Origin of the sequence: Nocardiopsis sp. MG754419, from assembly GCF_018207095.1 — a bacterium.
Taxonomy (GTDB): Bacteria; Actinomycetota; Actinomycetes; order Streptosporangiales; family Streptosporangiaceae; genus Nocardiopsis.
Window position 1 is genome coordinate 48,169 of sequence record NZ_QOCZ01000002.1, and the last position, 22,747, is coordinate 70,915.

19 protein-coding genes are annotated in these 22,747 nt (G+C 72.1%); 16 read left to right on the forward strand and 3 right to left on the reverse strand.

Features of this window, described 5'->3' with window-relative positions:
• The first annotated feature begins 16 nt into the window (after positions 1–16).
• From DSY14_RS00710 to DSY14_RS00735, 6 genes are all read left to right on the forward strand, one after another.
• A complete protein-coding gene (locus tag DSY14_RS00710) occupies positions 17–3,214 on the forward strand; it encodes an Rne/Rng family ribonuclease (RefSeq protein WP_211714427.1) in 3,198 nt (1,065 codons plus the stop codon).
• Positions 3,215–3,488: 274 nt separating this feature from the next.
• The gene (gene rplU, locus DSY14_RS00715; protein ID WP_211714503.1) at positions 3,489–3,800 is read left to right on the forward strand and encodes a 50S ribosomal protein L21; all 312 of its coding nucleotides are present in this window, start codon (positions 3,489–3,491) and stop codon (positions 3,798–3,800) included.
• 13 nt (positions 3,801–3,813) lie between these two features.
• Positions 3,814–4,074 carry a 50S ribosomal protein L27 gene (gene rpmA / locus DSY14_RS00720; protein WP_191272926.1) on the forward strand — a complete coding sequence of 87 codons (261 nt, stop codon included), beginning with the start codon at positions 3,814–3,816 and terminating at the stop codon, positions 4,072–4,074.
• 163 nt (positions 4,075–4,237) lie between these two features.
• Positions 4,238–5,602, forward strand: coding sequence for a GTPase ObgE (obgE, locus tag DSY14_RS00725; protein WP_211714428.1), 1,365 nt, complete (start codon positions 4,238–4,240; stop codon positions 5,600–5,602).
• A 96-nt stretch (positions 5,603–5,698) separates the two neighbouring features.
• A complete protein-coding gene (proB, locus tag DSY14_RS00730; protein ID WP_211714429.1) occupies positions 5,699–6,865 on the forward strand; it encodes a glutamate 5-kinase in 1,167 nt (388 codons plus the stop codon).
• Between the two features lie 211 nt (positions 6,866–7,076).
• Complete coding sequence (locus DSY14_RS00735; RefSeq protein WP_211714430.1) at positions 7,077–7,964, forward strand: alpha/beta hydrolase fold domain-containing protein; 888 nt, start codon at positions 7,077–7,079, stop codon at positions 7,962–7,964.
• 27 nt (positions 7,965–7,991) lie between these two features.
• Here the strand turns inward: DSY14_RS00735 and DSY14_RS00740 are convergent, their stop codons facing one another.
• Both DSY14_RS00740 and DSY14_RS00745 read right to left on the reverse strand, forming a co-directional pair.
• On the reverse strand, positions 7,992–8,741 hold the full coding sequence (locus DSY14_RS00740; RefSeq protein ID WP_211714431.1) for an SDR family oxidoreductase: 750 nt from the start codon (positions 8,739–8,741) through the stop codon (positions 7,992–7,994).
• Positions 8,738–9,574 carry an SDR family NAD(P)-dependent oxidoreductase gene (locus DSY14_RS00745; protein ID WP_211714432.1) on the reverse strand — a complete coding sequence of 279 codons (837 nt, stop codon included), beginning with the start codon at positions 9,572–9,574 and terminating at the stop codon, positions 8,738–8,740. Before DSY14_RS00745 ends, DSY14_RS00740 begins: the two co-directional genes overlap by 4 nt.
• A gap of 323 nt (positions 9,575–9,897) precedes the next feature.
• On the opposite strand from DSY14_RS00745, the gene DSY14_RS00750 reads away from it, so the two are divergent.
• The 6 genes from DSY14_RS00750 to DSY14_RS00775 all read left to right on the forward strand — a co-directional run bounded on the left by DSY14_RS00750 (position 9,898) and on the right by DSY14_RS00775 (position 15,403).
• Positions 9,898–10,344: a type II toxin-antitoxin system PemK/MazF family toxin gene (locus tag DSY14_RS00750; RefSeq protein WP_211714433.1), complete on the forward strand. Its 447-nt coding sequence runs from the start codon at positions 9,898–9,900 to the stop codon at positions 10,342–10,344.
• A gap of 56 nt (positions 10,345–10,400) precedes the next feature.
• On the forward strand, positions 10,401–11,792 hold the full coding sequence (locus DSY14_RS00755) for a glutamate-5-semialdehyde dehydrogenase (RefSeq protein ID WP_307851089.1): 1,392 nt from the start codon (positions 10,401–10,403) through the stop codon (positions 11,790–11,792).
• Positions 11,793–12,097: 305 nt separating this feature from the next.
• Complete coding sequence (locus DSY14_RS00760) at positions 12,098–13,072, forward strand: hypothetical protein (protein WP_211714435.1); 975 nt, start codon at positions 12,098–12,100, stop codon at positions 13,070–13,072.
• A gap of 307 nt (positions 13,073–13,379) precedes the next feature.
• The gene (locus tag DSY14_RS00765) at positions 13,380–14,144 is read left to right on the forward strand and encodes an SDR family NAD(P)-dependent oxidoreductase (RefSeq protein WP_211714436.1); all 765 of its coding nucleotides are present in this window, start codon (positions 13,380–13,382) and stop codon (positions 14,142–14,144) included.
• A complete protein-coding gene (locus DSY14_RS00770; RefSeq protein ID WP_211714437.1) occupies positions 14,141–14,968 on the forward strand; it encodes an enoyl-CoA hydratase family protein in 828 nt (275 codons plus the stop codon). The genes DSY14_RS00765 and DSY14_RS00770 overlap by 4 nt, the downstream gene beginning before the upstream one ends.
• Positions 14,969–15,403: a RidA family protein gene (locus DSY14_RS00775; RefSeq protein WP_211714438.1), complete on the forward strand. Its 435-nt coding sequence runs from the start codon at positions 14,969–14,971 to the stop codon at positions 15,401–15,403.
• On the opposite strand, the gene DSY14_RS00780 is transcribed toward DSY14_RS00775, so the two are convergent.
• Positions 15,381–16,289 carry a PaaX family transcriptional regulator C-terminal domain-containing protein gene (locus DSY14_RS00780; protein ID WP_211714439.1) on the reverse strand — a complete coding sequence of 303 codons (909 nt, stop codon included), beginning with the start codon at positions 16,287–16,289 and terminating at the stop codon, positions 15,381–15,383. The two genes, DSY14_RS00775 and DSY14_RS00780, sit on opposite strands and share 23 nt — an antisense overlap.
• A 168-nt stretch (positions 16,290–16,457) precedes the next feature.
• On the opposite strand from DSY14_RS00780, the gene DSY14_RS00785 reads away from it, so the two are divergent.
• The 4 genes from DSY14_RS00785 to DSY14_RS00800 all read left to right on the forward strand — a co-directional run bounded on the left by DSY14_RS00785 (position 16,458) and on the right by DSY14_RS00800 (position 22,702).
• Positions 16,458–17,582, forward strand: coding sequence for an acyl-CoA dehydrogenase family protein (locus tag DSY14_RS00785; RefSeq protein ID WP_211714440.1), 1,125 nt, complete (start codon positions 16,458–16,460; stop codon positions 17,580–17,582).
• Positions 17,583–17,631: 49 nt separating this feature from the next.
• Entirely contained in the window at positions 17,632–19,281 is a 1,650-nt protein-coding gene (locus DSY14_RS00790) for a benzoate-CoA ligase family protein (RefSeq protein WP_211714441.1), read from the forward strand.
• A gap of 138 nt (positions 19,282–19,419) precedes the next feature.
• Positions 19,420–21,999, forward strand: coding sequence for a bifunctional salicylyl-CoA 5-hydroxylase/oxidoreductase (locus DSY14_RS00795; protein ID WP_211714442.1), 2,580 nt, complete (start codon positions 19,420–19,422; stop codon positions 21,997–21,999).
• Positions 21,980–22,702: a S9 family peptidase gene (locus tag DSY14_RS00800; protein ID WP_211714443.1), complete on the forward strand. Its 723-nt coding sequence runs from the start codon at positions 21,980–21,982 to the stop codon at positions 22,700–22,702. Before DSY14_RS00795 ends, DSY14_RS00800 begins: the two co-directional genes overlap by 20 nt.
• Positions 22,703–22,747: the final 45 nt, after the last annotated feature.

Here is a 22,747-nt window from a genome sequence, read left to right on the forward strand (position 1 = left end):
ACGGGAGACCGCCCGGATGCTCGACAACGAGCCCAAGAACGGTGCCGAAGGCACCGCGGGTACAACTGAAACAACCGAGAACACGGCGGCGACGCCCCCAGCGGGGGACGGCGGCGTTCGGGTGACCTCATCCGCGCCGGCCAAGGGCGCTCGCCGCGCCGCGGGACCACCCCCCGAACCCGACGACGTCTTCACACCGCCGTCCAAGCCGACCACCACCCTGGCCGGTTCCGGTGAGGGCGGCACGGTCACGACCTCCGTGCGCACCACGGTGCGCAAGCGGACGGTACGCGCCGCCGGTCGTCCCGACGACGTCCCGGCCGCCACCACTCGCGCTCGGCGCACGCGCGCCGCGGTGAAGGAGTCGCCGGCCGAGGCCCCCGTCACCGAGGACGACAAGAGCGTCGCGCGGGCCGAGGACACCTCGTCCGGAAGGGACGCGGGCACCGAGGAGGCCGGTACCAAGGAGGGCTCCGCCCGCGGGCGCACGCGCTCCCGGAGCCGTACGCGTGCGACCAAGGCCGTCGAGGCCTCGGTCCCCGCCGTCGTCGAGGAGGACGAGGAGACGGAGGAGACCGCGGCCGAGCCGACGGGCGCCGTCTTCACGCCGCCCGGCGGCATGCTCTTCCAGCCTCCGGTCGCCCAGCAGAGCGCCCCCGCCAAGACGCGGAAGAAGGACCGGGACGAGGTCGTCGAGCCGGAGGCCGACGACACCGAGGACTCCACCGAGGAGGCGGAGGCCCCCGCGGAGGAGACCGGTGGCGACGAGCGCCCCGGCCGTCGGCGTCGCCGTCGCGGTGGTCGTGGTCGCGGTCGTTCCCGCGGTGCGGAGGACACCGACGGCGAGGACACCGACACCACCGAGGCCGCGGAGACCCCGACCAGGGAACGGGCCAAGGACGCCAAGCGCTCCGAGGGCGGATCCCAGGACCGTGACGAGGACTCCGCCGAGGAGTCCGACGACGGTGAGTTCGGCGACGAGGGCGAGCGCAGCAGCCGTCGCCGCCGTCGCCGTCGGCGGCGTTCCGGGAGCGGCTCCGGCACCTCGGGTGAGGCCGTCACCGACGACCCGCCCAACACCGTGGTCAAGGTGCGCGAGCCCCGCCAAGAGCGTCCCATCGAGGACGAGGTCCAGGCGGTCCGTGGCTCCACGCGTCTGGAGGCCAAGAAGCAGCGCCGCCGCGAGGGGCGCGAGCAGGGACGTCGCCGCGCCCCGATCGTCACCGAGTCGGAGTTCCTGGCCCGCCGTGAGGCGGTCAAGCGCGACCTGGTGATCCGTCGGACCGGTGACCGTACCCAGATCGCCGTCCTCGAGGACGACATCCTCGTCGAGCACTACGTGGACCGGGCCACCCACCGCTCCTACGTGGGCAACGTGTACCTGGGCCGGGTGCAGAACGTCCTGCCGTCGATGGAGGCCGCCTTCGTCGACATCGGCAAGGGCCGCAACGCCGTGCTGTACGCGGGCGAGGTCAACTGGGACTCCTTCGGTCTGGAGGGGCAGCCCAAGCGCATCGAGTCGGTGCTCAAGTCCGGTCAGTCCGTCCTGGTGCAGGTCACCAAGGACCCGATCGGTCACAAGGGCGCCCGCCTCACCAGCCAGATCAGCCTGCCCGGCCGTTACCTGGTGTACGTCCCCGGCGGTTCCATGACCGGCATCAGCCGCAAGCTCCCCGACAAGGAGCGTGCCCGCCTCAAGCAGATCCTCAAGAAGGTGATGCCCTCCGGCGCCGGCGTGATCGTCCGCACGGCCGCCGAGGGTGCCAGCGAGGAGGAGCTGGAGCGCGACATCACGCGTCTGGCCAAGCAGTGGGAGTCCATCAAGCGCAAGTCGAAGTCGGCGAACGCCCCGTCCCTGCTCAACAGTGAGCCGGACCTGACGGTGCGGGTCGTCCGGGACGTGTTCAACGAGGACTTCTCCAGCCTGGTCGTGTCCGGTGACGAGGCATGGACCACCGTCCACGAGTACGTCGACTACGTGGCGCCCAACCTCGCCGAGCGGCTGTCGCACTGGAACGAGGACCGGGACGTCTTCTCCGCCTACCGGATCGACGAGCAGATCAACAAGGCGCTCGAGCGCAAGGTGTGGCTGCCCAGCGGTGGCTCGCTCATCATCGATCGCACCGAGGCCATGACCGTGGTCGACGTCAACACCGGAAAGTTCACCGGCCAGGGCGGAAACCTCGAGGAGACGGTCACCAAGAACAACCTGGAGGCGGCCGAGGAGATCGTCCGCCAGCTGCGCCTGCGCGACATCGGCGGCATCATCGTCATCGACTACATCGACATGGTGTTGGAGTCCAACCGCGACCTGGTGCTGCGCCGGATGTTGGAGTGCCTGTCCCGGGACCGCACCAAGCACCAGGTGGCCGAGGTCACCTCGCTGGGCCTGGTCCAGATGACCCGTAAGCGGGTCGGCCAGGGGCTCCTGGAGGCCTTCTCGCACTCCTGTGACCACTGCAACGGTCGTGGCCTGCTGCTCTCCGCCGATCCGGTGGAGAACAAGGGCGGCGGCGGCAACGGCGGCGGTCGCAAGAAGAAGAAGGGCAAGGGCGACGCCGAACCCGCGGCCGAGAAGGCCGTGGAGAAGGCCGAACAGCCCTCCGGCAGGGACGAGCAGGGCGAGCGGACGGACCGTTCCCCGGAGACCTCCGAAACGGTCGAGAAGGCCGCGGAGGAGACCGTGGAGCAGACCGACAAGCCCGCCAAGCGCAGCCGGAGCCGCAAGAGCGCGGACAAGGCCGACAAGGTCGAGGCGACGGAGGGCACCGAGGCCGTCCCGGCCGAGGACGCCGGTGCGACTTCGGGCGAGTCGGCCGAGGCCGCGCCCGCCAAGAAGACCCGCAAGCGGGCCTCGCGGGCCAAGAAGGCCGCCGAGACCGCTCCGGAGGCTCCCGAGGGCGTCGAGGCCGCCCCCGCGGCGCAGGAGTCGACCCCGGAGGCACCCGGGGGCGTCGAGGCCCCTGAGGCGTCCGAGGCCCCGGCTAAGAGGACCCGCCGGCGCACCACCACCCGCAAGGCCGCCAAGGCCGACAACGGTGAGGGTGAGCGGGCGACGGCGGAAGGTGACGAGTCGGACTCGGCCACCGCCACCCCGACCCCCGCCGAAGGTGACGCCGACGGCGCCACCGAACGGCCCAAGCGTCGCCGCACACGGCGGACCAAGACGGCGGTGGCCTCACCGACCGGTGGTTCCTCGGTCGACGCGGGCTGAGTTCCCGGCGGGACGACATCCTGGTCCGGATCCGGTAACGCACGGGTCCGGACCAGGCCTACTGTGCGGGCCTGTGTCGGGTCGGTGGTAATCTGATGGACGGTGCGTCGGCGCGCCCCAAATGTTCGCGCGCCCCGAGACCGAAGTGCTCTCCACCAAGGTGGGTTTGTTTCCCTCAGATCCCCGCGCCCCGCTACAGGCGATTCGTGGATCGTGGCATCACGGTCATGAGTGAGCGCATTATTCGTTGAGCGAGCAGGAAGAGAGTTACCCGGTGTACGCGATCGTGCGAGCGGGCGGCCGACAGGAGAAGGTGTCTGTCGATGACGTCCTGAACATCGACAGGGTCTCCGACGAGACCGGTGCCACCGTCACGTGGCAGCCCATCCTTGTCGTCGACGGTGACAACGTCATCAGCGAGGTCGACAAGCTGAGTGGCTACACGGTCACCGCCGAGGTCCTCGGCGAGACCAAGGGCCCCAAGATCAACATCCTGAAGTACAAGAACAAGACCGGTTACAAGAAGCGCCAGGGGCACCGCCAGAAGCACACCCAGGTGCGCGTCACCGGCATCTCGGCGAAGTAGGAGGCCTGGAGAAATGGCACATAAGAAGGGCGCTTCGTCCAGCCGTAACGGTCGTGACTCGAACGCCAAGCGCCTCGGCGTCAAGCGTTTCGGTGGCCAGTCCGTTTCGGCCGGTGAGATCCTGATCCGTCAGCGCGGCACCAAGTTCCACCCCGGCGCCAACGTCGGCCGTGGTGGCGACGACACGCTGTTCGCGCTCGTCGAGGGTGAGGTCAAGTTCGGCAGCTTCCGCGGCCGCAAGGCCGTCAACATCGTTCCGGTCGCCGCCGAGTAGGCTGCGTCGCGACGACGGTTTTCGGGGCGGGCCAGGGAACACTGGCCCGCCCTTCGCGTTGTCACTAGACGAGTCCTTTCGCGGGCCCGTGCCCATCGCGGGGGTGACACGCGACTTTCCAGCCCCGCCAGGAGGCGGAGGCCCACGAGCAACGGGGAGAGCAATGCCTGACTTCGTCGACGAGGCGGTCTTGCACGTCAAGGCCGGGAACGGCGGGCATGGCTGCGCCTCCGTGCACCGTGAGAAGTTCAAGCCCCTGGGCGGTCCGGACGGCGGCAACGGAGGCCGGGGCGGCGACGTCGTCCTGGAGGTCGACGCCCAGTCCGCGACGCTGCTGGAGTACCAGCGCAGGCCGCACCGCGCCGCCCGCAACGGGACGCCGGGCCAGGGCGGCCACCGGGCCGGGGCCAACGGCGAGGACCTCGTCCTGACCGTTCCCGACGGCACCGTGGTCACCAGAATGGACGGTGAGGTCATCGCCGACCTGGTGGGCCACGGCACCCGCCTGGTGCTGTCCCAGGGCGGCAGCGGCGGTCTCGGCAACGCGGCACTGGCCTCCAAGAAGCGCAAGGCCCCCGGCTTCGCCCTCAAGGGCGAGGAGGGCGAAGCGGTCGACGTGCGCCTGGAGATGAAGACGATCGCGGACGTGGGCCTGGTGGGCTTCCCCAGCGCCGGCAAGTCCTCGCTGATCGCCTCCATGTCCGCCGCCCGGCCCAAGATCGCCGACTACCCGTTCACCACCCTCATCCCGAACCTGGGTGTGGTGGAGGCCGGTGCCACCCAGTACGTCGTCGCCGACGTGCCGGGTCTCATCCCCGGCGCCAGTGACGGCAAGGGCCTGGGTCTGGAGTTCCTGCGCCACATCGAGCGCTGCTCCACCCTGCTGCACGTCCTGGACTGCGCCACCTACGAGCCGAACCGCGACCCGGTGAGCGACCTGGAGGCCCTGGAGGCCGAACTGGCCGCCTACGGCGAGCAGACCGGCGTGGACCTGTCCGACCGGCCGCGCGTGGTCGCCCTGAACAAGGTGGACGTCCCCGACGCCCGCGACCTCGCCGACCTGGTCCGGCCCGTTCTGGAGGAGCGCGGCTACAAGGTCATGGAGGTCTCCGCGGCCTCCCGCGAGGGCCTGCGCGAACTCTCCTACGCGCTCGGCGAGCAGGTCGCCGCCGCGCGCAGCAGCGCCCCGGTGGCCGAGCCCACCCGGATCGTGCTCCGACCCAAGCTCATCGGCGACATCCCCTTCGAGGTGGTGCCGCTGGGCGGCAACGCCTTCCAGGTGCGCGGGGACAAGACCGCCCGCTGGGTGCGCCAGACCGACTTCTCCAACGACGAGGCCGTCGGCTACCTGGCCGAACGTCTCAACCGGCTCGGCATCGAGGAGGCTCTGGCCAAGGCGGGCGCCACCCAGGGCGCCGAGGTGCACATCGGCACCGAGGAGGACTCGGTGGTCTTCGACTGGGACAACTCCCTCGACGCCGAGGCCGTCCCGTCGGGCCCGCGCGGAACCGACGCCCGGCTGGGCTGACCCGCGCGGGGACCGACCGCTCCACACCAGCCGAACCCGTACAGGTCAGGGCACGGCGTCCCCGAGGGGCGCCGTGCCACGGATGGAAAGCCCACCGTGGTCCACAGCGCAGACACCCGACAGCACGACGTCGACCCCCTGGAGGCGGCCGGTCGCCGTGCCGTGGCCCAGGCCCGCAGAGTCGTGATCAAGGTGGGGTCCTCCTCACTGACCACGTCCGACGGGCTCATCGACGCCGGTCGCATCCGGGACCTGGTCGAGGTGTTGGCGGCCCGCCGGGCCCTCGGCCAGGAGGTGATCCTCGTCTCCTCCGGTGCCGTGGCGGCCGGGATGACCCCGTTGGGCATGACCCGACGCCCGCGCGACCTGGCCTCGCAGCAGGCTGCCGCCAGCGTCGGTCAGGGTCTGTTGGTGGCCTCCTACACCGCCGAGCTGGTCGGGCACGGGCTGACGGCCGCGCAGGTCCTGCTCACCGTCGAGGACATGATGCGGCGGGTGCAGCACCGTAACGCGCAGCGCACCCTGCGGCGCCTCCTCGACATCGGGGCCGTGCCGATCGTCAACGAGAACGACACCGTGGCCACCCACGAGATCCGGTTCGGTGACAACGACCGTCTCGCCGCCCTGGTGGCCCACCTGATGCGCGCCGACGCCCTCGTGCTGCTCTCCGACGTCGACGCCCTGTACGACGGCAACCCCGCCGACGAGGGCACCTCGATCGTGCACCTGGTGCGCGGCCGGGCCGACCTCGACGGCATCGACATCGGCAGCAGCGGCAAGCGCGGCGTCGGCACCGGCGGCATGGTCACCAAGGTGGACTCCGCGCGCATCGCCACCGAGGCCGGGGTGCACACCGTGCTCACCTCGGCGGCCAACGCCCGTGCGGCGCTGGCGGGGGATCGGGTGGGCACGTTCTTCGCCCCCGCCGACGGTCGCCGTCCCTCCGCGCGCCAGCTGTGGTTGGCGCACGCCACCGCCGGTCGGGGGAGTCTGGTGCTGGACCCCGGTGCGGTCAGGGCCGTGGTCCGCGAGAAGGCGTCCCTGCTGCCCGCGGGGGTGGTGAAGGTGCACGGTGAGTTCAGCGCCGGTGATCCGGTGGACCTGCGGGACGAGTCGGGGACGGTGGTCGCCCGCGGTCTGGTGAACTACGACGCCGCCGAGGTCCCCGACCTCATGGGCCGTTCCACCCGCTGGCTGGCCCGGGAACTGGGCCCCTCCTACGAACGCGAGCTGGTCCACCGCGACGACCTCGTGGTGCTCTAGGAGGCCGGCCCGCCGGGAACCGGGGGGTGGGGGGAGCGGCGTCCCGGGGAACCCCGCGTGCGAAGATCACCGCCGCTCGGCAGGGTCGCCACCTGCGCCGTCACCCCTGCGGGCATCCGAGAACCGCGCGCCACGCCGGCCCTCCTCGACACGTCCCCGCCCATCCGTGAAAGGGTGCAGCACAGAGCTTCCTGAGGAGGGTGCCGCCCCCATGTCGAGTCTGATGACACACCTGCTGTCGTTGGCGTTGCGCGTGGTGCGCAAGCGGACCCTGGAGTCGGTGGAGGACTCCCAGGAGTGGATGCACGAACCGAAGGACGACCCGGACCCGCCCCTGTGGCTCACCCAACGCCACTGGATCACCCACCGGGAGATCGGCGGCTTCTCCGGCTACACCGTGCTTCCACGGGAGGTCGAGCAGCCGAGCAAGGCCGTGTTGTACGTGCACGGCGGCACCTACGTCAGCGAGATCTCCGCCTGGCACTGGGTCCTCATCTCCCGTATGGCCGACGCGGGGTGCCGGGTGGAGGTCCCCATCTACGGCCTGGCCCCCGAACACACCTACCGGGAGGCGTTCGGTCTCCTGCACCGGATGTACGAGGACCTGCTGGAGGACGTGGCACCCGAGCGCACGCTGCTGGCCGGGGACTCCGCCGGTGGCGGGCTCGCCCTGGCCCTGGCCCAGACCCTGCCGGAGGTGGGGCTGCCCGAGCCGGCTCGCCTGGCGCTCATCTCACCGTGGGCGGACCTGACGATGTCCAACCCCGACATCGCCGAGGTCGAGGAGGAGGACCCCTGGCTCAGTCCGGTGGGTCTGCTGGAGGCCGCGCACTCCTGGGCGGGCGGCGACGACCTGACCGAACCCCGGCTGAGCCCCGTCTACGGACGGATGGCGGGACTGCCGCCGATGGACCTGTACATCGGTACCCGTGACCTCCTGCTCCCCGACACCCGTCGCCTGCACGACCAGGTGACCGAGGCCGGGGGAGAGGCGCACCTCTTCGAGGAGGAGGGCGCCTTCCACATCCACCCGCTGGTCCCGGTCCCCGAGGGCGGCGACGCCCGGGCGCGCATCATGCGGACCGTCGAGGAGTTGTGAGGGCACCGAGCGCACCGCGGGAACCGCTCACGTCAGCCGTCGGACCACCGACAAGGGCAGGCGTTCGAGCAGGAACCCGATCGGCACCCAGGGCCAGGCCGGTACGTAGGCCTTGACCCTGCGTTTCTCGATGGCCGTCACCATCGACCGGACCCCCACGTCGAGGTCCACCATGAACCGGGTCCGGTGCGCCACGTGCTCGTTCATCTCCGTGCGGATGTAGCCCGGGTGGATCACGGACACGTCCACGCCCGGCACGTTCTCCGAGCGCAACCCCTCGGCGAGGGCGGACACCCCCGCCTTGGTGGCGGCGTAGACGGTCATGGCCCTGCGCATGCCGCGCAGCGCCGACATCGACGAGATCATCACCAGGTGTCCGTGACCCTGTGCGCGGAAGATCTCCATGGCCGCCTCCGTCTGCGCCAACGCTCCCACGAAGTTGGTCAGGGCGGTCCGGCGGTTGACGTCAGGGCGACCCGTGCCGATCGCGGCGCCCCGGCCCAGACCCGCGTTGACGATCACCCGGTCCACGGTTCCGAGCTCGGCGGCGATCTCCGTGAAGGCGGTGGAGACGGCCTCGCCGTCGGTGACGTCCAGGACCCTGAGCACCACCCGTCGATCGGGGTGCGCGGCGGTGATCTCCTCGCGCAGCGCCGCCAACCGCTCGCCGCGTCGCGCGCCCAGTCCCAGGTCGTAGCCGAGAGCCGCGAACCGGCGCGCCATCTCGGCTCCGAGCCCCGCCGACGCACCCGTGATGATGATGGTCCCCTTGCTCATGCGCGGTGCTCCCTGGGTCGGGTGCGGTCGGGGTCGACGCGTCGCCGGACGCCCTCGGCCACCCGGCGCATCGTGCGGTCGTACAGAGGACGCAGGAGCCGTTTGGCGAGCAGGGCGGTCCGTCCCGCCGGTTCGGTGAGGATGAGGTGACGGCGCCGGTCGACCCCCTTGAGGACGCGGGCGGCGATGACGTCCGCGGTCACCGTGGAGCCCTCGATCAGCTGGTGGGCCGCGACCTCGACGTCCGGGTCGCCGCTCCTCAGGGAAGAGGCCAGCCCGGTGCGGAAGAACGACGGGCACGCGACCGAGGTGGTCACACCGTAGGGGGCGAGTTCGTGGTGGAGGGTCTCGCTGAGCGCCACGATCGCGGCCTTGACCGCGTTGTAGGAGCTCATGGTCGGCGGATGCACGAGCCCGGCCATCGAGGCGATGTTGACGATGTGCCCCGAGCCCTGCCGTTTCCACATCGGCGTGAAGGTGCGACATCCCCGGACCACACCGAACAGGTTGATCTCGGTGATCCACCGCCAGTCGTCCATGGTGAGCATGTCGATGCGTCCGCCCGCGGCCACACCGGCGTTGTTGACGAGCAGGTCCAGCCCGCCCCACGTGTGTTCGACGTGGGTGAGGGCGCCCTCCCAGTCCTCGTCGGAGGTCACGTCCAGCCGCAGGTAGGCGACGCCCGCGGGGAGCCCTTCGGGGGCCGTCTCGGCCAGGTCGCCGGCGAGCACCCGGTCCCCGCGCGCGGCGAGGGCGGCGACGAGCGCCGCGCCCAGCCCGGAGGCGGCGCCGGTGACCAGGACCCGGCGGCCGGTGCCGCCGGGGGCGCTCATCCGCGCACTCCGTGCCGCGAGCGGGCGAGGGAGGACCCGCAGGGGCCGCCTCCGGTCCGCCGCCCCGCGGGGCCGGTCCGGTGGGACCGCGCTTTCAGGGTGCAGTCGGCGCGGGGACGGAGCCGATCGAGGGGGTCGGACGCGTGGGTGGAGGGTGCGACGTTCATGGCGTCGACACTACGGCGTCGTCCCGCGACGCCGAGCGTGTGCCCGAGGCGCGGGCCGCACACGGGCGGCCACCCTGTCCTCTCTCCCCGGCCCGACGTGCGAGGAAGGATCACCGCGGCGTACCGTCGGCGCCCGGGTGCCTCTAGGATGCGGGCGTGAGCCAACAGACGACACAGAACAGCGACTCCCACCCGCACGAGGGCGCCGTCCGCGAGGTCCCCACCGGGCGCAACGCCACCACGCTCGTGTACGCCCCGGAGAAGGACGGGCTCGCCGACGCCGGCGAGATCGTGTGGACCTGGGTGCCCTTCGAGGAGGACGCCACCCAGGGCAAGGACCGTCCCCTGCTCGTGGTCGGCCGCAAGGGCCGCCGCCTGCACGGCCTGATGCTCTCCTCCCAGCGCCCCGAGGAGCACGAGCGCCAGGACTGGTTGCCGATCGGCTCCGGCCCCTGGGACCGCGAGGGTCGCGACTCCTTCCTGCGCGTGGACCGCCTCTTCGAGTTCGACGAGGCCGCCATCCGTCGGGAGGCCGCCGTGATGGACGAACGCGTCTTCTGGAAGGTCGCCGCGGTGCTGCGCGACCGCTACGGCTGGAGCTGACGCTTCGGCCCCCGGCGCGCGGAACCGGGCCCTCCGGTCTGTGGACGACTCCCGCGGTGGTCGACCGCGCGCTATACGCTGGGAACGTTCCCCCCGGCAGTGGCGCCTCTCGACGATGCGGACGTCACCGGCCGGGGCGGCCTCCCACACAAGGAAGCCCGAAGATGACAGTCAACAGTGACATCGAGCGCCAGGTCCACGCCGTGGCCGAGCGGGCCGGGGCCGCAGCGGTCGACCTCGCCACGCTCAGCAGGTCGGTGAAGGACGCGGCCCTGGGCGCGATCGCCGACGCCCTGGTCAAGCGGGCCGACGAGATCACCGCGGCCAACGCCGAGGACGTCGCGCGCGCCCGCGCCGAGGGCACGAGCCCGGCCATGATCGACCGGCTCACCCTCACCCCGCAGCGGATCGAGGCCGTCGCCGACGCCGTGCGCGAGATCGTCGAGCTCCCCGACCCGGTGGGGGAGTCGGTGCGCGGCGGGGTGCTCCCCAACGGTCTGGACCTACGACAGATCCGCGTGCCACTGGGCGTCATCGGGATCATCTACGAGGGCAGGCCCAACGTCACCGTGGACGCCGCCGCCCTGTGCCTCAAGAGCGGTAACGCCGCCCTGCTGCGGGGTTCCTCCTCCGCATACCACTCCAACACCGCCATCGTGAAGGTCCTGCGCGAGGCGCTGGAGGGCACCGAGGTACCGGTCGACGCGATCCAGATGGTGCCCGGGCGCACCCGGGAGTCCTCCACAGCGCTGATGCGGGCCCGCGGTCTGGTCGACGTGCTGATCCCCCGTGGCGGCGGTTCCCTCATCCAGGCCGTGGTGCGCGACTCGACCGTCCCGGTCATCGAGACCGGTGAGGGCCTGTGCCACGTCTACGTCGACGCCGGCGCCGACCTGGACAAGGCGGTGGCCATCGCCACCAACGCCAAGGCCCAGCGCTGTTCGGTGTGCAACTCCGCCGAGACGCTCCTGGTACACGAGGCGATCGCGGAGGCCTACCTGCCGCGGGTGCTGGCCTCCATGGCCGAGGCCGGCGTGACCGTGCACGGCGACCCTCGGGTCATGGCGGTCGCCGCCTCCCACGCGACCGGTGCCACGGTGGTCGAGGCCACCGAGGAGGACTGGGCCACCGAATACCTGTCCATGGACCTCTCCGTGCGCGTGGTGCCCGACGTCGACGCGGCACTGGAGCACATCCGGACCTACTCCACCCGGCACACCGAGGCCATCGTCACCGACTCGCTCGCCACGTCCCGGTACTTCGTCGCCCGGGTGGACTCGGCCGCGGTGATGATCAACGCCTCCACCCGTTTCACGGACGGTGGCGAGTTCGGGTTCGGTGCGGAAATCGGCATTTCCACCCAGAAACTGCACGCCAGGGGGCCGATGGGGCTCACTGAAATGACGTCGACCAAGTACGTGGTCACCGGAGACGGTCACCTGAAGTGACCGTGCGACGGAGGTCGTGAAACGAGACGGAAGGGCCGTTCGGGTGACCGGGCGGCCCTTCTCCGTGGGCGATTCCGTGGTGTACCGGCCTCCGGTGCCCAGGGGAAACGCACGGCGCGGTGGTCACTCGGTTCACCACCCTCGTTCTCCTCGTCGAAACCTGGACAGAAGCGAAACTTCCCCGGACAAGTATTCCCAAAGCGGGCGTCGCTCGGTACTTTCACTGTGGTGTCCACGACGCTCTTCCCGCACCCGATTCAGGAGCGTCGGACCCCCACCGGTCACGACGAAAGGAAATCCCCCGCATGAAGCTCGGGAGTAAGATCGCCGCGTCCACCGCCACCGCGGCTCTGGCGATCGGCGGCGTCACCCTCATGTCCGCCCCGGCCCAGGCCGACCTGGTCACCCTCTGCTCCGGCCACGGTGGCGCGATCACTCTGCCCACGAACCTCAAGGTCGAGGCGGGTAAAAGCTGCTTCCTGGACGGCACCGTGATCCAGGGCGACGTCACTGTGGAGGAGGGTGCGAACCTCCACATCATCAGCGGATCCATCACCGGCGAGGTGTCGGTCGACAGCGACGCCTACTTCGACGCGGCCGACACCACGGTCGACGGTGACGTCGTCAACTCCGGCTCCTATGGCACCTACCTTGAGGACGGCACCTCGGTCGCCACCCTGAAGGCCCAGGCCGCCGAGGGCTCCGCCAACGACGGTTTCGTCTACGTGGTCGGCTCCTCCGCCACCTCCGTGGACGCCACCATCGGTGAGATCTACGTCAACGGCGGCCGCATCAGCGGGGACGTCAGCGCCGACGGCGTCGTCTACGCCGACATCTACGACAGCGTCGTCCGCGGCGCCCTCACCGTCAACGGCGCCGCCTCCGGTGGCATCCTCTGCGACAGCGAGGTGCTCGGCGACGCCACCTACAGCGCGAGCTCCGGCCCGGTCGCGGTCGGCGCCGGCGAGACCGAGGGCTACTGCTCCTCCGTCAACTACATCGACGGCGACCTGTCGGTCACCGGCATCTCCGGTGGCGCCTACATCGACAACAACATCGTCGGTGGCGACCTGGTCGCCAACGGCAACAGCCCGACCGCCCAGATCGGTGACGCCAACCGGGTCCGCGGCGGCGTCATCACCGAGGAGGTCGCCATGCGCGCGCTGGCCGCCGAGGTGACCGCCGAGTTCGAGGCCCACGAGGCCGACCTGGAGGAGCAGGTCGAGGAGGCCCGCGCCGAGACCGTCGAGACGGCTCTCGAGGCCGGTCCCGCCTTCTAGGCGCACTCACCCCACCTCGGTCCTTCACCGGGCCCCGGCCCGTGTCCGGGTGTCGGCCATGACGGGAACGCAGGGGTCCGGGCGTCGCGACGCCCACGGGGACCCTGGTCGACCGGGTCCCGTTCCCTGCGGAACCCGGTCGGCGCCCGGACGAAGGACACCTTCACGGCAGCGTCGACGGCCACCGGCCGTCGGCGCTGCCGTCGTCGTGACCCCGACCGTGCGCCCGACGGGTCCGCTCCTCCCTCATGACCCAATTTATGTCGTACTCGTGACGGTGGTCATGTTCGGGTGATATCTTCGCGCCATGGCTGACTCCGAACGGCGGGCCGTGGTCTCCGGTGGCTCCGGTGGCATCGGACGGGCCGTCGTGTTCGCCCTCGCCGAGGCCGGGTACGAGGTGGTCGCGCTCGGCCGCGCCGCGGACCGTCTGGCCGCGCTCACCGACGACGCCCGGACACGGGGCCACCGTGTCACCACCCGCGTCTGTGACCTCACCGACGACTCCGCCGTGGCCGACCTGGCCGGCGCGCTCGGCCCCGTCTCGATCCTGGTCAACAACGCCGGGGCGGCGCGCAGCGCCCGTCTGCGCGACACCGACGTCGACCTGTGGCACCACCACCTGGACGCCAACGCCACCTCCGCGTTCCTGCTCACCCGCGCCGTACTGCCCGGCATGCGCGAACGCGACCACGGTCGCGTGGTCTTCGTGGCCTCCACCGCGGCGCACGTCGGCACCCGCTACACCGTCGCCTACGCCGCCGCCAAACACGCCGTTCTGGGGCTGGCCCGATCCGTGGCCGACGAGGTCGCCGGGACCGGCGTCACCAGCAACGCCGTGTGTCCGGCCTTCGTCCGTACCCCGATGACCGAACGCTCGGTGGCCCGCGTCGCCGAGCGCACCGGGCGCGACCCGCGCCAGGCCGAACGCGCCCTCGCCGAGTCCACGCCCCTGGGGCGGCTCATCGAACCGGAGGAGGTGGCCGCCGCCGTCGCCTACCTGGCGAGCCCCCTGGCCGGGGCGGTCAACGGCCAGTCCCTCACCCTCGATGGAGGAGACACCCAACGATGAGCGCCTTCCGCGGTTCCGCGCCGTTCACCGACCGGTGGGACCACTTCGACCTGCAGTGGGCCGACGGGGTCACCACCGTGACCCTCGACCGCCCGGACCGACTCAACGCCCTCACCTTCGAGACCTACGCCGACCTGCGCGACCTCCTCCTGGAACTGCCGCACCGGGACGACACCCGAGCGCTCGTCCTGCGCGGCGGCGGCCGGGCGTTCTGTTCCGGCGGCGACGTCGACGCGATCATCGGCCGCACCCTGGAGATGGCCCCCGACGAACTCCTCGCCTTCACCCGTATGACGGGTGAGGTCGTTCGGGCGATGCGCGAGTGCCCGATCCCCGTGATCGCCGGGATCCACGGCATGGCCGCGGGGGCGGGCGCCGTCCTGGCGTTGGCCGCGGACTTCCGGGTGGTGGCCCGCTCGGCCCGCTTCGCCTTCCTGTTCACCAAGGTGGGGCTGGCCGGCGCCGACATGGGCGCCGCCTACCTGCTGCCCCGCATGGTGGGTCTGGGCAACGCCACCCGCGTCCTCATGCTCGGTGACACCCTCGACTCCGCCGAGGCGGAACGGATCGGCCTGGTCAGCGAACTGGTCGAGGACGACGGGCTCGACGCCGCGGTGGAGCGGCTCGCCGGACGTCTGGCCCAGGGGCCCGCCTTCGCCCACGCCCAGACCAAGGCCCTGCTGTCCCGGGAGCTCGACATGAGCCTGTCGGGCGCCATCGAACTGGAGGCCATGACCCAGGCGCTGCTCATGCGCGGTGAGGACTACGCCGAGTTCCACGCCGCCTTCACCGGTCGTCGTGCCCCCGAGTGGAAGGGACGCTGAGTGGAACCCGCATACCCGTCGCCCACACCGCACACCCTGGTCAACCCGCCCGAACTCGGTCCCCACCCGGGGTTCTCGCACGCGGTGGTGCCCGCACCCGGGCGCCTCGTGCACCTGGCCGGGCAGATCGCGTCCGGGCCCGACGGCGGACTGGTCGCCGGGCCCCTGGTCGACCAGTTCGAGCGGGCCCTGACCAACGTCGTCGTCGCCCTGGGCGCCTGCGGGGGTGCCCCCGAACACCTGGTGCGTCTGTGCGTCTACACCACCGATGTCGCCGGGTACCGGGCCTTCGGCCGTGAGCTCGGGCGCGCCTACCGCGCCCACATGGGCCGTCACTACCCGGCCATGGCCCTGTTCGGCGTGGTCGAGCTGTTCGAACCGGGTGCCCTGGTGGAACTCGTCGGCGAGGCCGTCATCCCCGCTCCGGTGGGGTGATCGCACCCGGGGCGAGGGTCGCCCGCACGTGCTCCAGCGCGGGTGCGCGCAGCAGGGCGTGCAGATCGAAGAAGACCCGCGCCGCCCGGCTGCCCGCCCAACGGTCGGGCAGCAGTTCCGGCGGAAGCCCGGGGTCGAGGAAGGGCAGCCGCCGCCAGGAGTCCACGGCCCGCAGGTGATCGGCGAAGGCGTCCGCCCGCTGTCGCGGGTCCCCGCCCGGCCGGGTGCCCCGGCGACGCCAGGCGGTCAGCACCGGCTCGTGCTCGTCGAGGAAGCCCCGGTACATGGCCTGGAGCGCGGGCAGGTCCCACCAACGCGCCACGGACGCGGCGGGGTCGCGAAAGTCCAGGTGGGTGGCGTGGAACAGTTCCGCGTGCCGTTCCAGGTCCAGTTCGCGCAGGGTGGCGCGGGCCTGGTCGGTGAGGTGGGCGGGGGCGATCCAGACCCCGGCGGCGGTCGTTCCGAACCCCAGCCGGGTGAGTTGGGCGCGCAGCGCGTGTCGGCGGCGGCGTTCGCTCTCGGGGACGGAGAACACGACCAGGACCCACCCGTCCTCGGCGCGGGCCACGCGGTGACCGAAGATGCGCTGGTCGCCCTCGCCGAGGATGCGGCGTCCCTCGTCGGAGAGCCGGTATCCGGCGGCGCCGCCCAGACGTTCGGACACCAGGAGTCCGCGTCGCTTGAGCCGCGAGACGGCCGAGCGCACGGAGGGGCCGTCGACGTCGAGTCCGGCCATCAGGGCGATCAGGTCGGCCACACCGATCCACCCGCCCACGTCGCGGGCGTAGGTGCCGAAGAACGACACGATCAGGGCCCGGGGGCGGCGCAGGACGCGATCGGCGTCGGCGTGCGGTTCCGGGGCTGCCCGTTCGCTGTGGGGAATCATGGGCACACGATAGCGGCCGTGGACCCGAACCCCCTGTGGAGCTCGGCTTTCGTGTCCACGAACAGGGGGTGTCGCCGATACTTCATAACACTCTCTTGACGACCGTCACGTTATGGGTGCATCGTCGGAGTGAGGCGGATCACGTATCCGAGAGAGTCGAGGTCGCCCATGGGGCTCCCGCCGAACGCCAACGACCACGAGTTCGCCCGCTGGGTCACCGACCGGGCCACCGCACTCGACACCGCCGCTCCCGTCGAACCGGGACGCGTCGACCGGGGACTGCTCCGCGGCCTCGGTGACACGGGGCTGCTCCCCGCGCTCTTCCCCGGCACCACCGACGGCGGACTCGCGTGTGAGGCGCCCGCGACCCGACTGTGCCTGCTCCGCGAGCACCTGGCCCGTCTCGACACCCACGCCGAGACCGCCCTGGCGCTCCAGGGACTGGGCACCTACCCCCTCCTGCAGTCCGGGACCGACCGCCAGCGCGCACGGTGGGTCCCCGAGGCCGCCGCCGGTCGGGCGGTGGCCGCCTTCGCCCTCACCGAACCCGACGCCGGGTCCGACGCCGCCGCCCTGGAGCTGCGCGCCGAACCGTTCGGGCGGGGGTGGCGTCTGCACGGCGAGAAGACGTGGATCTCCAACGCGCCCGACGCCGATTTCTACACCGTCTTCGCCCGGACCACCCCCGGCACGCGCTCCCGGGGTGTCACCGCCTTCTGCGTGCCCGCCGACCGCCCCGGCCTGTCCGGAGATCCCCTGGAGATGTTGTCCCCGCACGCCCTGGGGCACCTGGTCTTCGACGGGGTCGAGGTCGGCCCCGACGACCTGGTCGGTGTGCCCGACCACGGGTTCGCCGTGGCCATGCGCACACTGGACCTGTTCCGGCCCAGTGTCGGCGCGTTCGCCGTGGGCATGGCCGGAGCGGCCCTCGAAGCAGCCAAGGAGCACACCGGCCGCCGGCGGGCGTTCGGCGGTCCGCTCAACGGTCTCCAGACCGTCGCCCACACCCTGGCGGAGATGGCCACCCGCACCGAGGCCGCCCGCCTGCTCGTCTACGCGGCCGCGGCCGAGTACGACGACGGCGGACCCGCCGTCACGCTCAAGGCCGCCATGGCCAAACTCTTCGCCACCGAGACCGCCCAGTACGTGGTCGACACCGCCGTCCAACTGCACGGCGCCCGGGCCCTACGCCGGGGACACCTGCTCGAACACCTCTACCGGGAGGTCCGGGCCCCGCGTATCTACGAGGGCGCCTCGGAGGTCCAGCGCCAGATCATCGCCCGGCACCTGTAGCCGCGCGGCCCGTCGTCCGCTGTCGCACCCCGCATCCGGAGGTCCAGCCATGTCGCACACCCCGTCGCCCGACCGCCCCCTCGCGCGGCCGCTCACCCCGAGCGCACACGAGGACACCTTCACCCGCGACCACCTGCCTCCCCCCGAACAGTGGCCGCTCATCGCACCCCTGGCCTCACCGGAGCGGATCAACTGCGCCGAGGAACTCCTGGACGGCACCATCACCCGACACGGCGCCGACCGTCGCTGCGTCGTGGGGGAGGTCGAGACCCTCACCTACGGGCGCCTCCGCGAACGGGTGGACGGCATCGCCCACGTCCTGGTGGAGGAACAGGGACTGCGCCCGGGCGAACGGGTGCTGCTGCGCGGACCCAACTCCCCCTGGCTGGCCGCCTGCTGGCTGGCGGTGATCAAGGCCGGCGGCGTGGTCGTCACCGTCCTGCCGGTGCTGCGCGCCGGTGAGCTCGCCACCATCGTGCGGTCCGCCCGTGTGGCCCACGCGGTGTGCGAGGCCCGCTTCCTGGACGACCTCGACGAGGCGTCCGGGACGCTGGGGGAGGCGGCCCCCGCGACCCTCGTCTACGGGGGAGCGGGGCCCGACGACCTCACGGCCCGCGTGGACGCCCGCACCACGCCCTTCAGCGCGGTGCCCACCGCCGCCGACGACGCGTGCCTGATCGCCTACACCTCCGGTACCACCGGCGACCCCAAGGGGTGCGTGCACTTCCACCGCGACGTGCTCGCCATCGCCGACACCTACTCCGCCCGGGTGCTCGAACCCCGTCCGGACGACCTCTTCGCCGGCAGTCCACCGTTCGCGTTCACCTTCGGTCTCGGTGGCCTGCTCATCTTTCCGCTGCGCGCCGGCGCCGCTACCGTCCTGCTGGAGCGTCCTCGCCCCGAGGCGCTGCTGGACGCCGTCACACGTCACGGCGTCACGGTCCTGTTCACCGCGCCGACCGCCTACCGTGCGATGGCGGCGGGCCGAGGCGACCACGACCTGTCCACCCTGCGCCGCTGCGTGTCCGCCGGGGAACACCTGCCCGCCGCCACCTGGCGGGACTGGTACGAGGCCACCGGTCTGCCGCTGCTCGACGGGATCGGCGCCACCGAGATGCTGCACATTTTCCTCTCCTCCACCGACGAACACATGCGCCCCGGTTCCACCGGCAGGCCCGTCCCCGGGTTCACCGCCGCGATCCTGGACGATCGGGGCGACCCCGTGCCCGACGGTGAACCGGGACACCTGGCGGTCCGCGGCCCCGTCGGCTGCCGCTACCTGGACGACCCCCGCCAGGCCGAGTACGTCCGTCACGGCTGGAACCACACCGGTGACACCTACGTGCGCGACGAGGACGGGTACTTCTGGTTCCGGGCGCGCAGCGACGACATGATCGTCTCCGCCGGGTACAACATCGCCCCCGCCGAGGTGGAGGAGGCCCTGCTCACCTCGCCCGACGTCGAGGAGGCCGCCGTGGTGGGGGTGGAGGACCCCGAACGGGGTCTGTCCGTGCGCGCCTTCGTGGTGCCCAGACCCGGCTCGGCCGCCGACGCGGACCTGGCCGAGCGTTTACGCGCACATGTGCGCTCCCGGATCTCCCCCTACAAGACGCCGCGCTCGGTGGTCTTCGTGAACGCGTTGCCGCGCACCCCCACCGGCAAGCTCCAGCGTTTCCGTCTCCGGGAGGGGGCCGGGTGATCCCGGGCGGGCGGTGACGTGCTCCGGGGAACGGAAGAAGCGTCACCTCGCGGATCCGGCCCCGGAGCGCCACCGCCACGGACGCGCGCGGTGCCCTCGCCGGCCCGGCAGGAGGTCAACGAACAGGAAGGCGGCACGATGCGCATCGCGTGTATCGGGGCGGGACCCGCGGGACTGTACTTCGCGGCCCTGGTCCGAGGGCTGGACGCCACCCACGACATCACCGTCTACGAACGCAACGCCCCCGACGACACCTTCGGGTTCGGGGTGGTGCTCTCCGACGAGACCCTCGGCGGCATCGAACACGCGGACCCGCGCGTCTACGAGCGGCTGGCCGCGGAGTTCGCCCGCTGGGACGACATCGACGTCCACCACGACGGCACGGTCACCACCTCCGGCGGGCACGGGTTCGCCGCCGTCGGCCGACGGCGGCTCCTGCAGATCCTGCGCGCCCGCTGCGCCGAACTCGGGGTCCGCGTCCTCACCCGCACCGAGGCGCCGCCCGCCGCCGTGCTCGCCGCCGACCACGACCTCGTGGTGGCCGCCGACGGCGCCAACAGCCTCACGCGCACCACCCACGCCGACGTGTTCGGCACCACCCTCGACCAACGGCGCAACCGGTTCATGTGGCTCGGCACCGACCTGGTCTTCGACGCGTTCGACTTCCATGTCCTGCGCACCCCGTACGGGATCATGCAGTCGCACGGCTACCCCTACTCCGCGGACCGCAGCACGTTCATCGTAGAGATGGCCGAGGAGGTCTGGCGGGCCGCCGGGTTCACCGACCCCGACCTCGCCCCCGGGGAGAGCGACCACGAGGCCATCGCCCGCTGCGAGAAGCTGTTCGCCGACGCCTTGGGGCCGCACCGACTGTCGCCCAACAACTCCCGGTGGCAGCGGTTCACCACCGTCCGCAACCGCACCTGGCGGCACGGCAACATCGTCCTGCTCGGCGACGCCGCCCACACGGCGCACTTCTCCATCGGCTCGGGTACCAAACTCGCCATGGAGGACGCCCTGGCGCTCGCCGCCTGCCTGCACGAACAGCCCGACGTCCGGACCGCCCTGGCCACCTACGAGGAAGAACGCCGCCCCGTGGTGTCCAGCACCCAACGCGCGGCCCAGGCCAGCCTGGAGTGGTTCGAGGACATCCATCGCCATGTGGACGCCGACCCCCTGCCGTTCGCCTTCGACCTGCTCACCCGCAGCCGCCGCGTCACCTACGACAACCTGCGCCTGCGCGACCCGGAGTTCGTGGCCGGTGTCGACGCCTGGTTCGCGCGCCGGGTCGCCGACGAACTCGACCGGCAGGGGCGCACGGAGGCGGCGTCCGTGCCGGCCGGGTCGACCTCCCCCCGCACCCGCGCGGCGGCCGGGACCCCGGGGTCGGTGGGCTCCGGGATCGGGGGAGAAGAGGGCGACCCCACCCGCTCCGGAACCGGAGCCGGCACACGGAACGCCACGGAGAGCAAGGACGGGCCCGTACCCCGCCCGCCCATGTTCCACCCCTTCCGACTGGGCGGGATGGACCTGGACAACCGGGTGGTGGTCTCGGCCATGGACATGTACTCGTCCACCGACGGCACCATCGGCGACTTCCACCTCGTCCATCTCGGCGGCAAGGCCCTCGGCGGCGCCGGACTCGTCATGACCGAGATGGTGTGCGTCTCCGCCGACGCCCGCATCACCCCCGGGTGCGCCGGACTCTACGCCGTCGAACACGAGACCGCCTGGCGCCGTGTCACCGACTTCGTGCACACGCACAGCCGCGCCCGCGTGGGCGTCCAACTCGGCCACGCCGGACGCAAGGGTTCCACCCGGCTGATGTGGGAGGGCATCGACCTGCCCCTGCCCGAGGGCGACTGGCCCCTGGTCTCCGCCTCGCCCCTGCCCTACCGGGAGGGTGTCAACCAGGTGCCCCGAGAGTTGGACCGGGCCGGCATGGACGGCGTCCGCGACGACTTCGTCGCCGCCGCCCACGCCGCCGACCGCGCCGGCTTCGACCTCCTCGAACTCCACTGCGCGCACGGATACCTGCTCTCGTCCTTCCTCTCCCCGGTGACCAACCACCGCACCGACGGCTACGGCGGTGACCTCGCCCGCCGGCTCCGCTACCCCGTGGAGGTCCTCAGCGCCGTCCGCGCGGCCTGGCCCGACCACAAACCCCTCACCGTGCGCATCTCCGCCACCGACTGGGTCGCCGACGGCACCACGGCCGAGGACGCCGTGGAGATCGCCCGCGCCCTCGTCGCGGCCGGGGCCGACGCCGTCGACGTCTCCACGGGTCAGGTCACCCCCGACGAGGAACCCGCGTTCGGTCGCAGCTACCAGGTGCCCTACGCCGAACGCATCCGCCGCGAGCTCGGCGTCCCCGTCATCGCCGTGGGCGCCATCTCCTCCCACGACGACGTGAACTCCACCATCCTGGCCGGCCGCGCCGACCTGTGCGCCCTGGCCCGCCCCCACCTCTACGACCCGCACTGGACCCTGCACGCCGCCGCCGACCAGGGCTACTCCGGCCCCGGGGCCACCTGGCCGGTCCCGTACCAGGCCGGCGGGCGGCCGCCTCCCACCGGCACCGGCCGTACCGACGGTCCCCGGCCCCGCCTGGACCTGCTACGGTCCAGCGACGACGCCACCGGGCACCAGCGGTGGCGGCCCCACAGCGCCACCCCGCGCCAGCCCGAGGGAGACCACGGTGTCGACCGCCTACGGTGACCACCCCAGCCAGATCGTCCACCGCCACCCACCACGGCGGTCGGACGGTCCCGCCCCGGTCGCGGTCCTGCTGCACGGCGGCTGGTGGCGCGACCTCCACGACGCCCACCTCATGGACCCCCTGGCCGAGGACCTGACCGCCGCCGGGTGGGCGGTGTGGAACGTCGAGTACCGTCGCACCGGCGTCGACGGCGGGGGCTGGCCGCAGACGGTCGACGACGTCGCCCGCGCCCTGGACCTGCTCGCCGTCACCGCCGACCGCGAGGACGGGCTCGACGCCTCCCGTGTGGTGGCCATCGGGCACTCCGCGGGGGGTCACCTCGCCCTCATGACCGCCGCCGACTCCCTCGTCACCGCGGTGGTCGCCCTCGCCCCCATCACCGACCTGCGCCGCTGCGCCGAGGCCGGTCTGGGGGAGGGGGCCGTGGGGCCCTTCCTCGGCCCCGACCCGACCGCCGCGCTGTACGCCGAGGCCTCGCCCCTGCACCGGCTGCCGATCGGTGTCCCCCAACTCGTCGTGCACGGTGACGCCGACCAGCGCGTCCCGGTGGAGCAGAGCCGCGACTACATCGCGGCGGCGCGCTCGGCGGGCGACGACGTGGACCACCGCGAGATCGCCGGCGCCGACCACTTCGCCGTCGTCGACCCCGCGCACGCCGCCTGGCGCACCGTGCGCGACGCCCTCGGCACCGGCCGGTTCTGACCCGCCGGACCGACGGTCCACCCGCGGCACAAGGGCGTGCCGATC

What these genes read in the sequence shown, in the direction of transcription:
- DSY14_RS00790 (WP_211714441.1), top strand. Translation starts at nt 17,632, where the DNA reads ATGTCGCACACCCCGTCGCCCGACCGCCCCCTCGCGCGGCCGCTCACC.
- DSY14_RS00765 (WP_211714436.1), top strand. Translation starts at nt 13,380, where the DNA reads ATGGCTGACTCCGAACGGCGGGCCGTGGTCTCCGGTGGCTCCGGTGGC.
- DSY14_RS00740 (WP_211714431.1), bottom strand. Translation starts at nt 8,741, where the DNA reads ATGAGCAAGGGGACCATCATCATCACGGGTGCGTCGGCGGGGCTCGGA.
- DSY14_RS00735 (WP_211714430.1), top strand. Translation starts at nt 7,077, where the DNA reads ATGTCGAGTCTGATGACACACCTGCTGTCGTTGGCGTTGCGCGTGGTG.
- DSY14_RS00795 (WP_211714442.1), top strand. Translation starts at nt 19,420, where the DNA reads ATGCGCATCGCGTGTATCGGGGCGGGACCCGCGGGACTGTACTTCGCG.
- rpmA (WP_191272926.1), top strand. Translation starts at nt 3,814, where the DNA reads ATGGCACATAAGAAGGGCGCTTCGTCCAGCCGTAACGGTCGTGACTCG.
- DSY14_RS00760 (WP_211714435.1), top strand. Translation starts at nt 12,098, where the DNA reads ATGAAGCTCGGGAGTAAGATCGCCGCGTCCACCGCCACCGCGGCTCTG.
- DSY14_RS00770 (WP_211714437.1), top strand. Translation starts at nt 14,141, where the DNA reads ATGAGCGCCTTCCGCGGTTCCGCGCCGTTCACCGACCGGTGGGACCAC.
- obgE (WP_211714428.1), top strand. Translation starts at nt 4,238, where the DNA reads ATGCCTGACTTCGTCGACGAGGCGGTCTTGCACGTCAAGGCCGGGAAC.
- DSY14_RS00780 (WP_211714439.1), bottom strand. Translation starts at nt 16,289, where the DNA reads ATGATTCCCCACAGCGAACGGGCAGCCCCGGAACCGCACGCCGACGCC.
- DSY14_RS00710 (WP_211714427.1), top strand. Translation starts at nt 17, where the DNA reads ATGCTCGACAACGAGCCCAAGAACGGTGCCGAAGGCACCGCGGGTACA.
- DSY14_RS00745 (WP_211714432.1), bottom strand. Translation starts at nt 9,574, where the DNA reads ATGAGCGCCCCCGGCGGCACCGGCCGCCGGGTCCTGGTCACCGGCGCC.
- DSY14_RS00785 (WP_211714440.1), top strand. Translation starts at nt 16,458, where the DNA reads ATGGGGCTCCCGCCGAACGCCAACGACCACGAGTTCGCCCGCTGGGTC.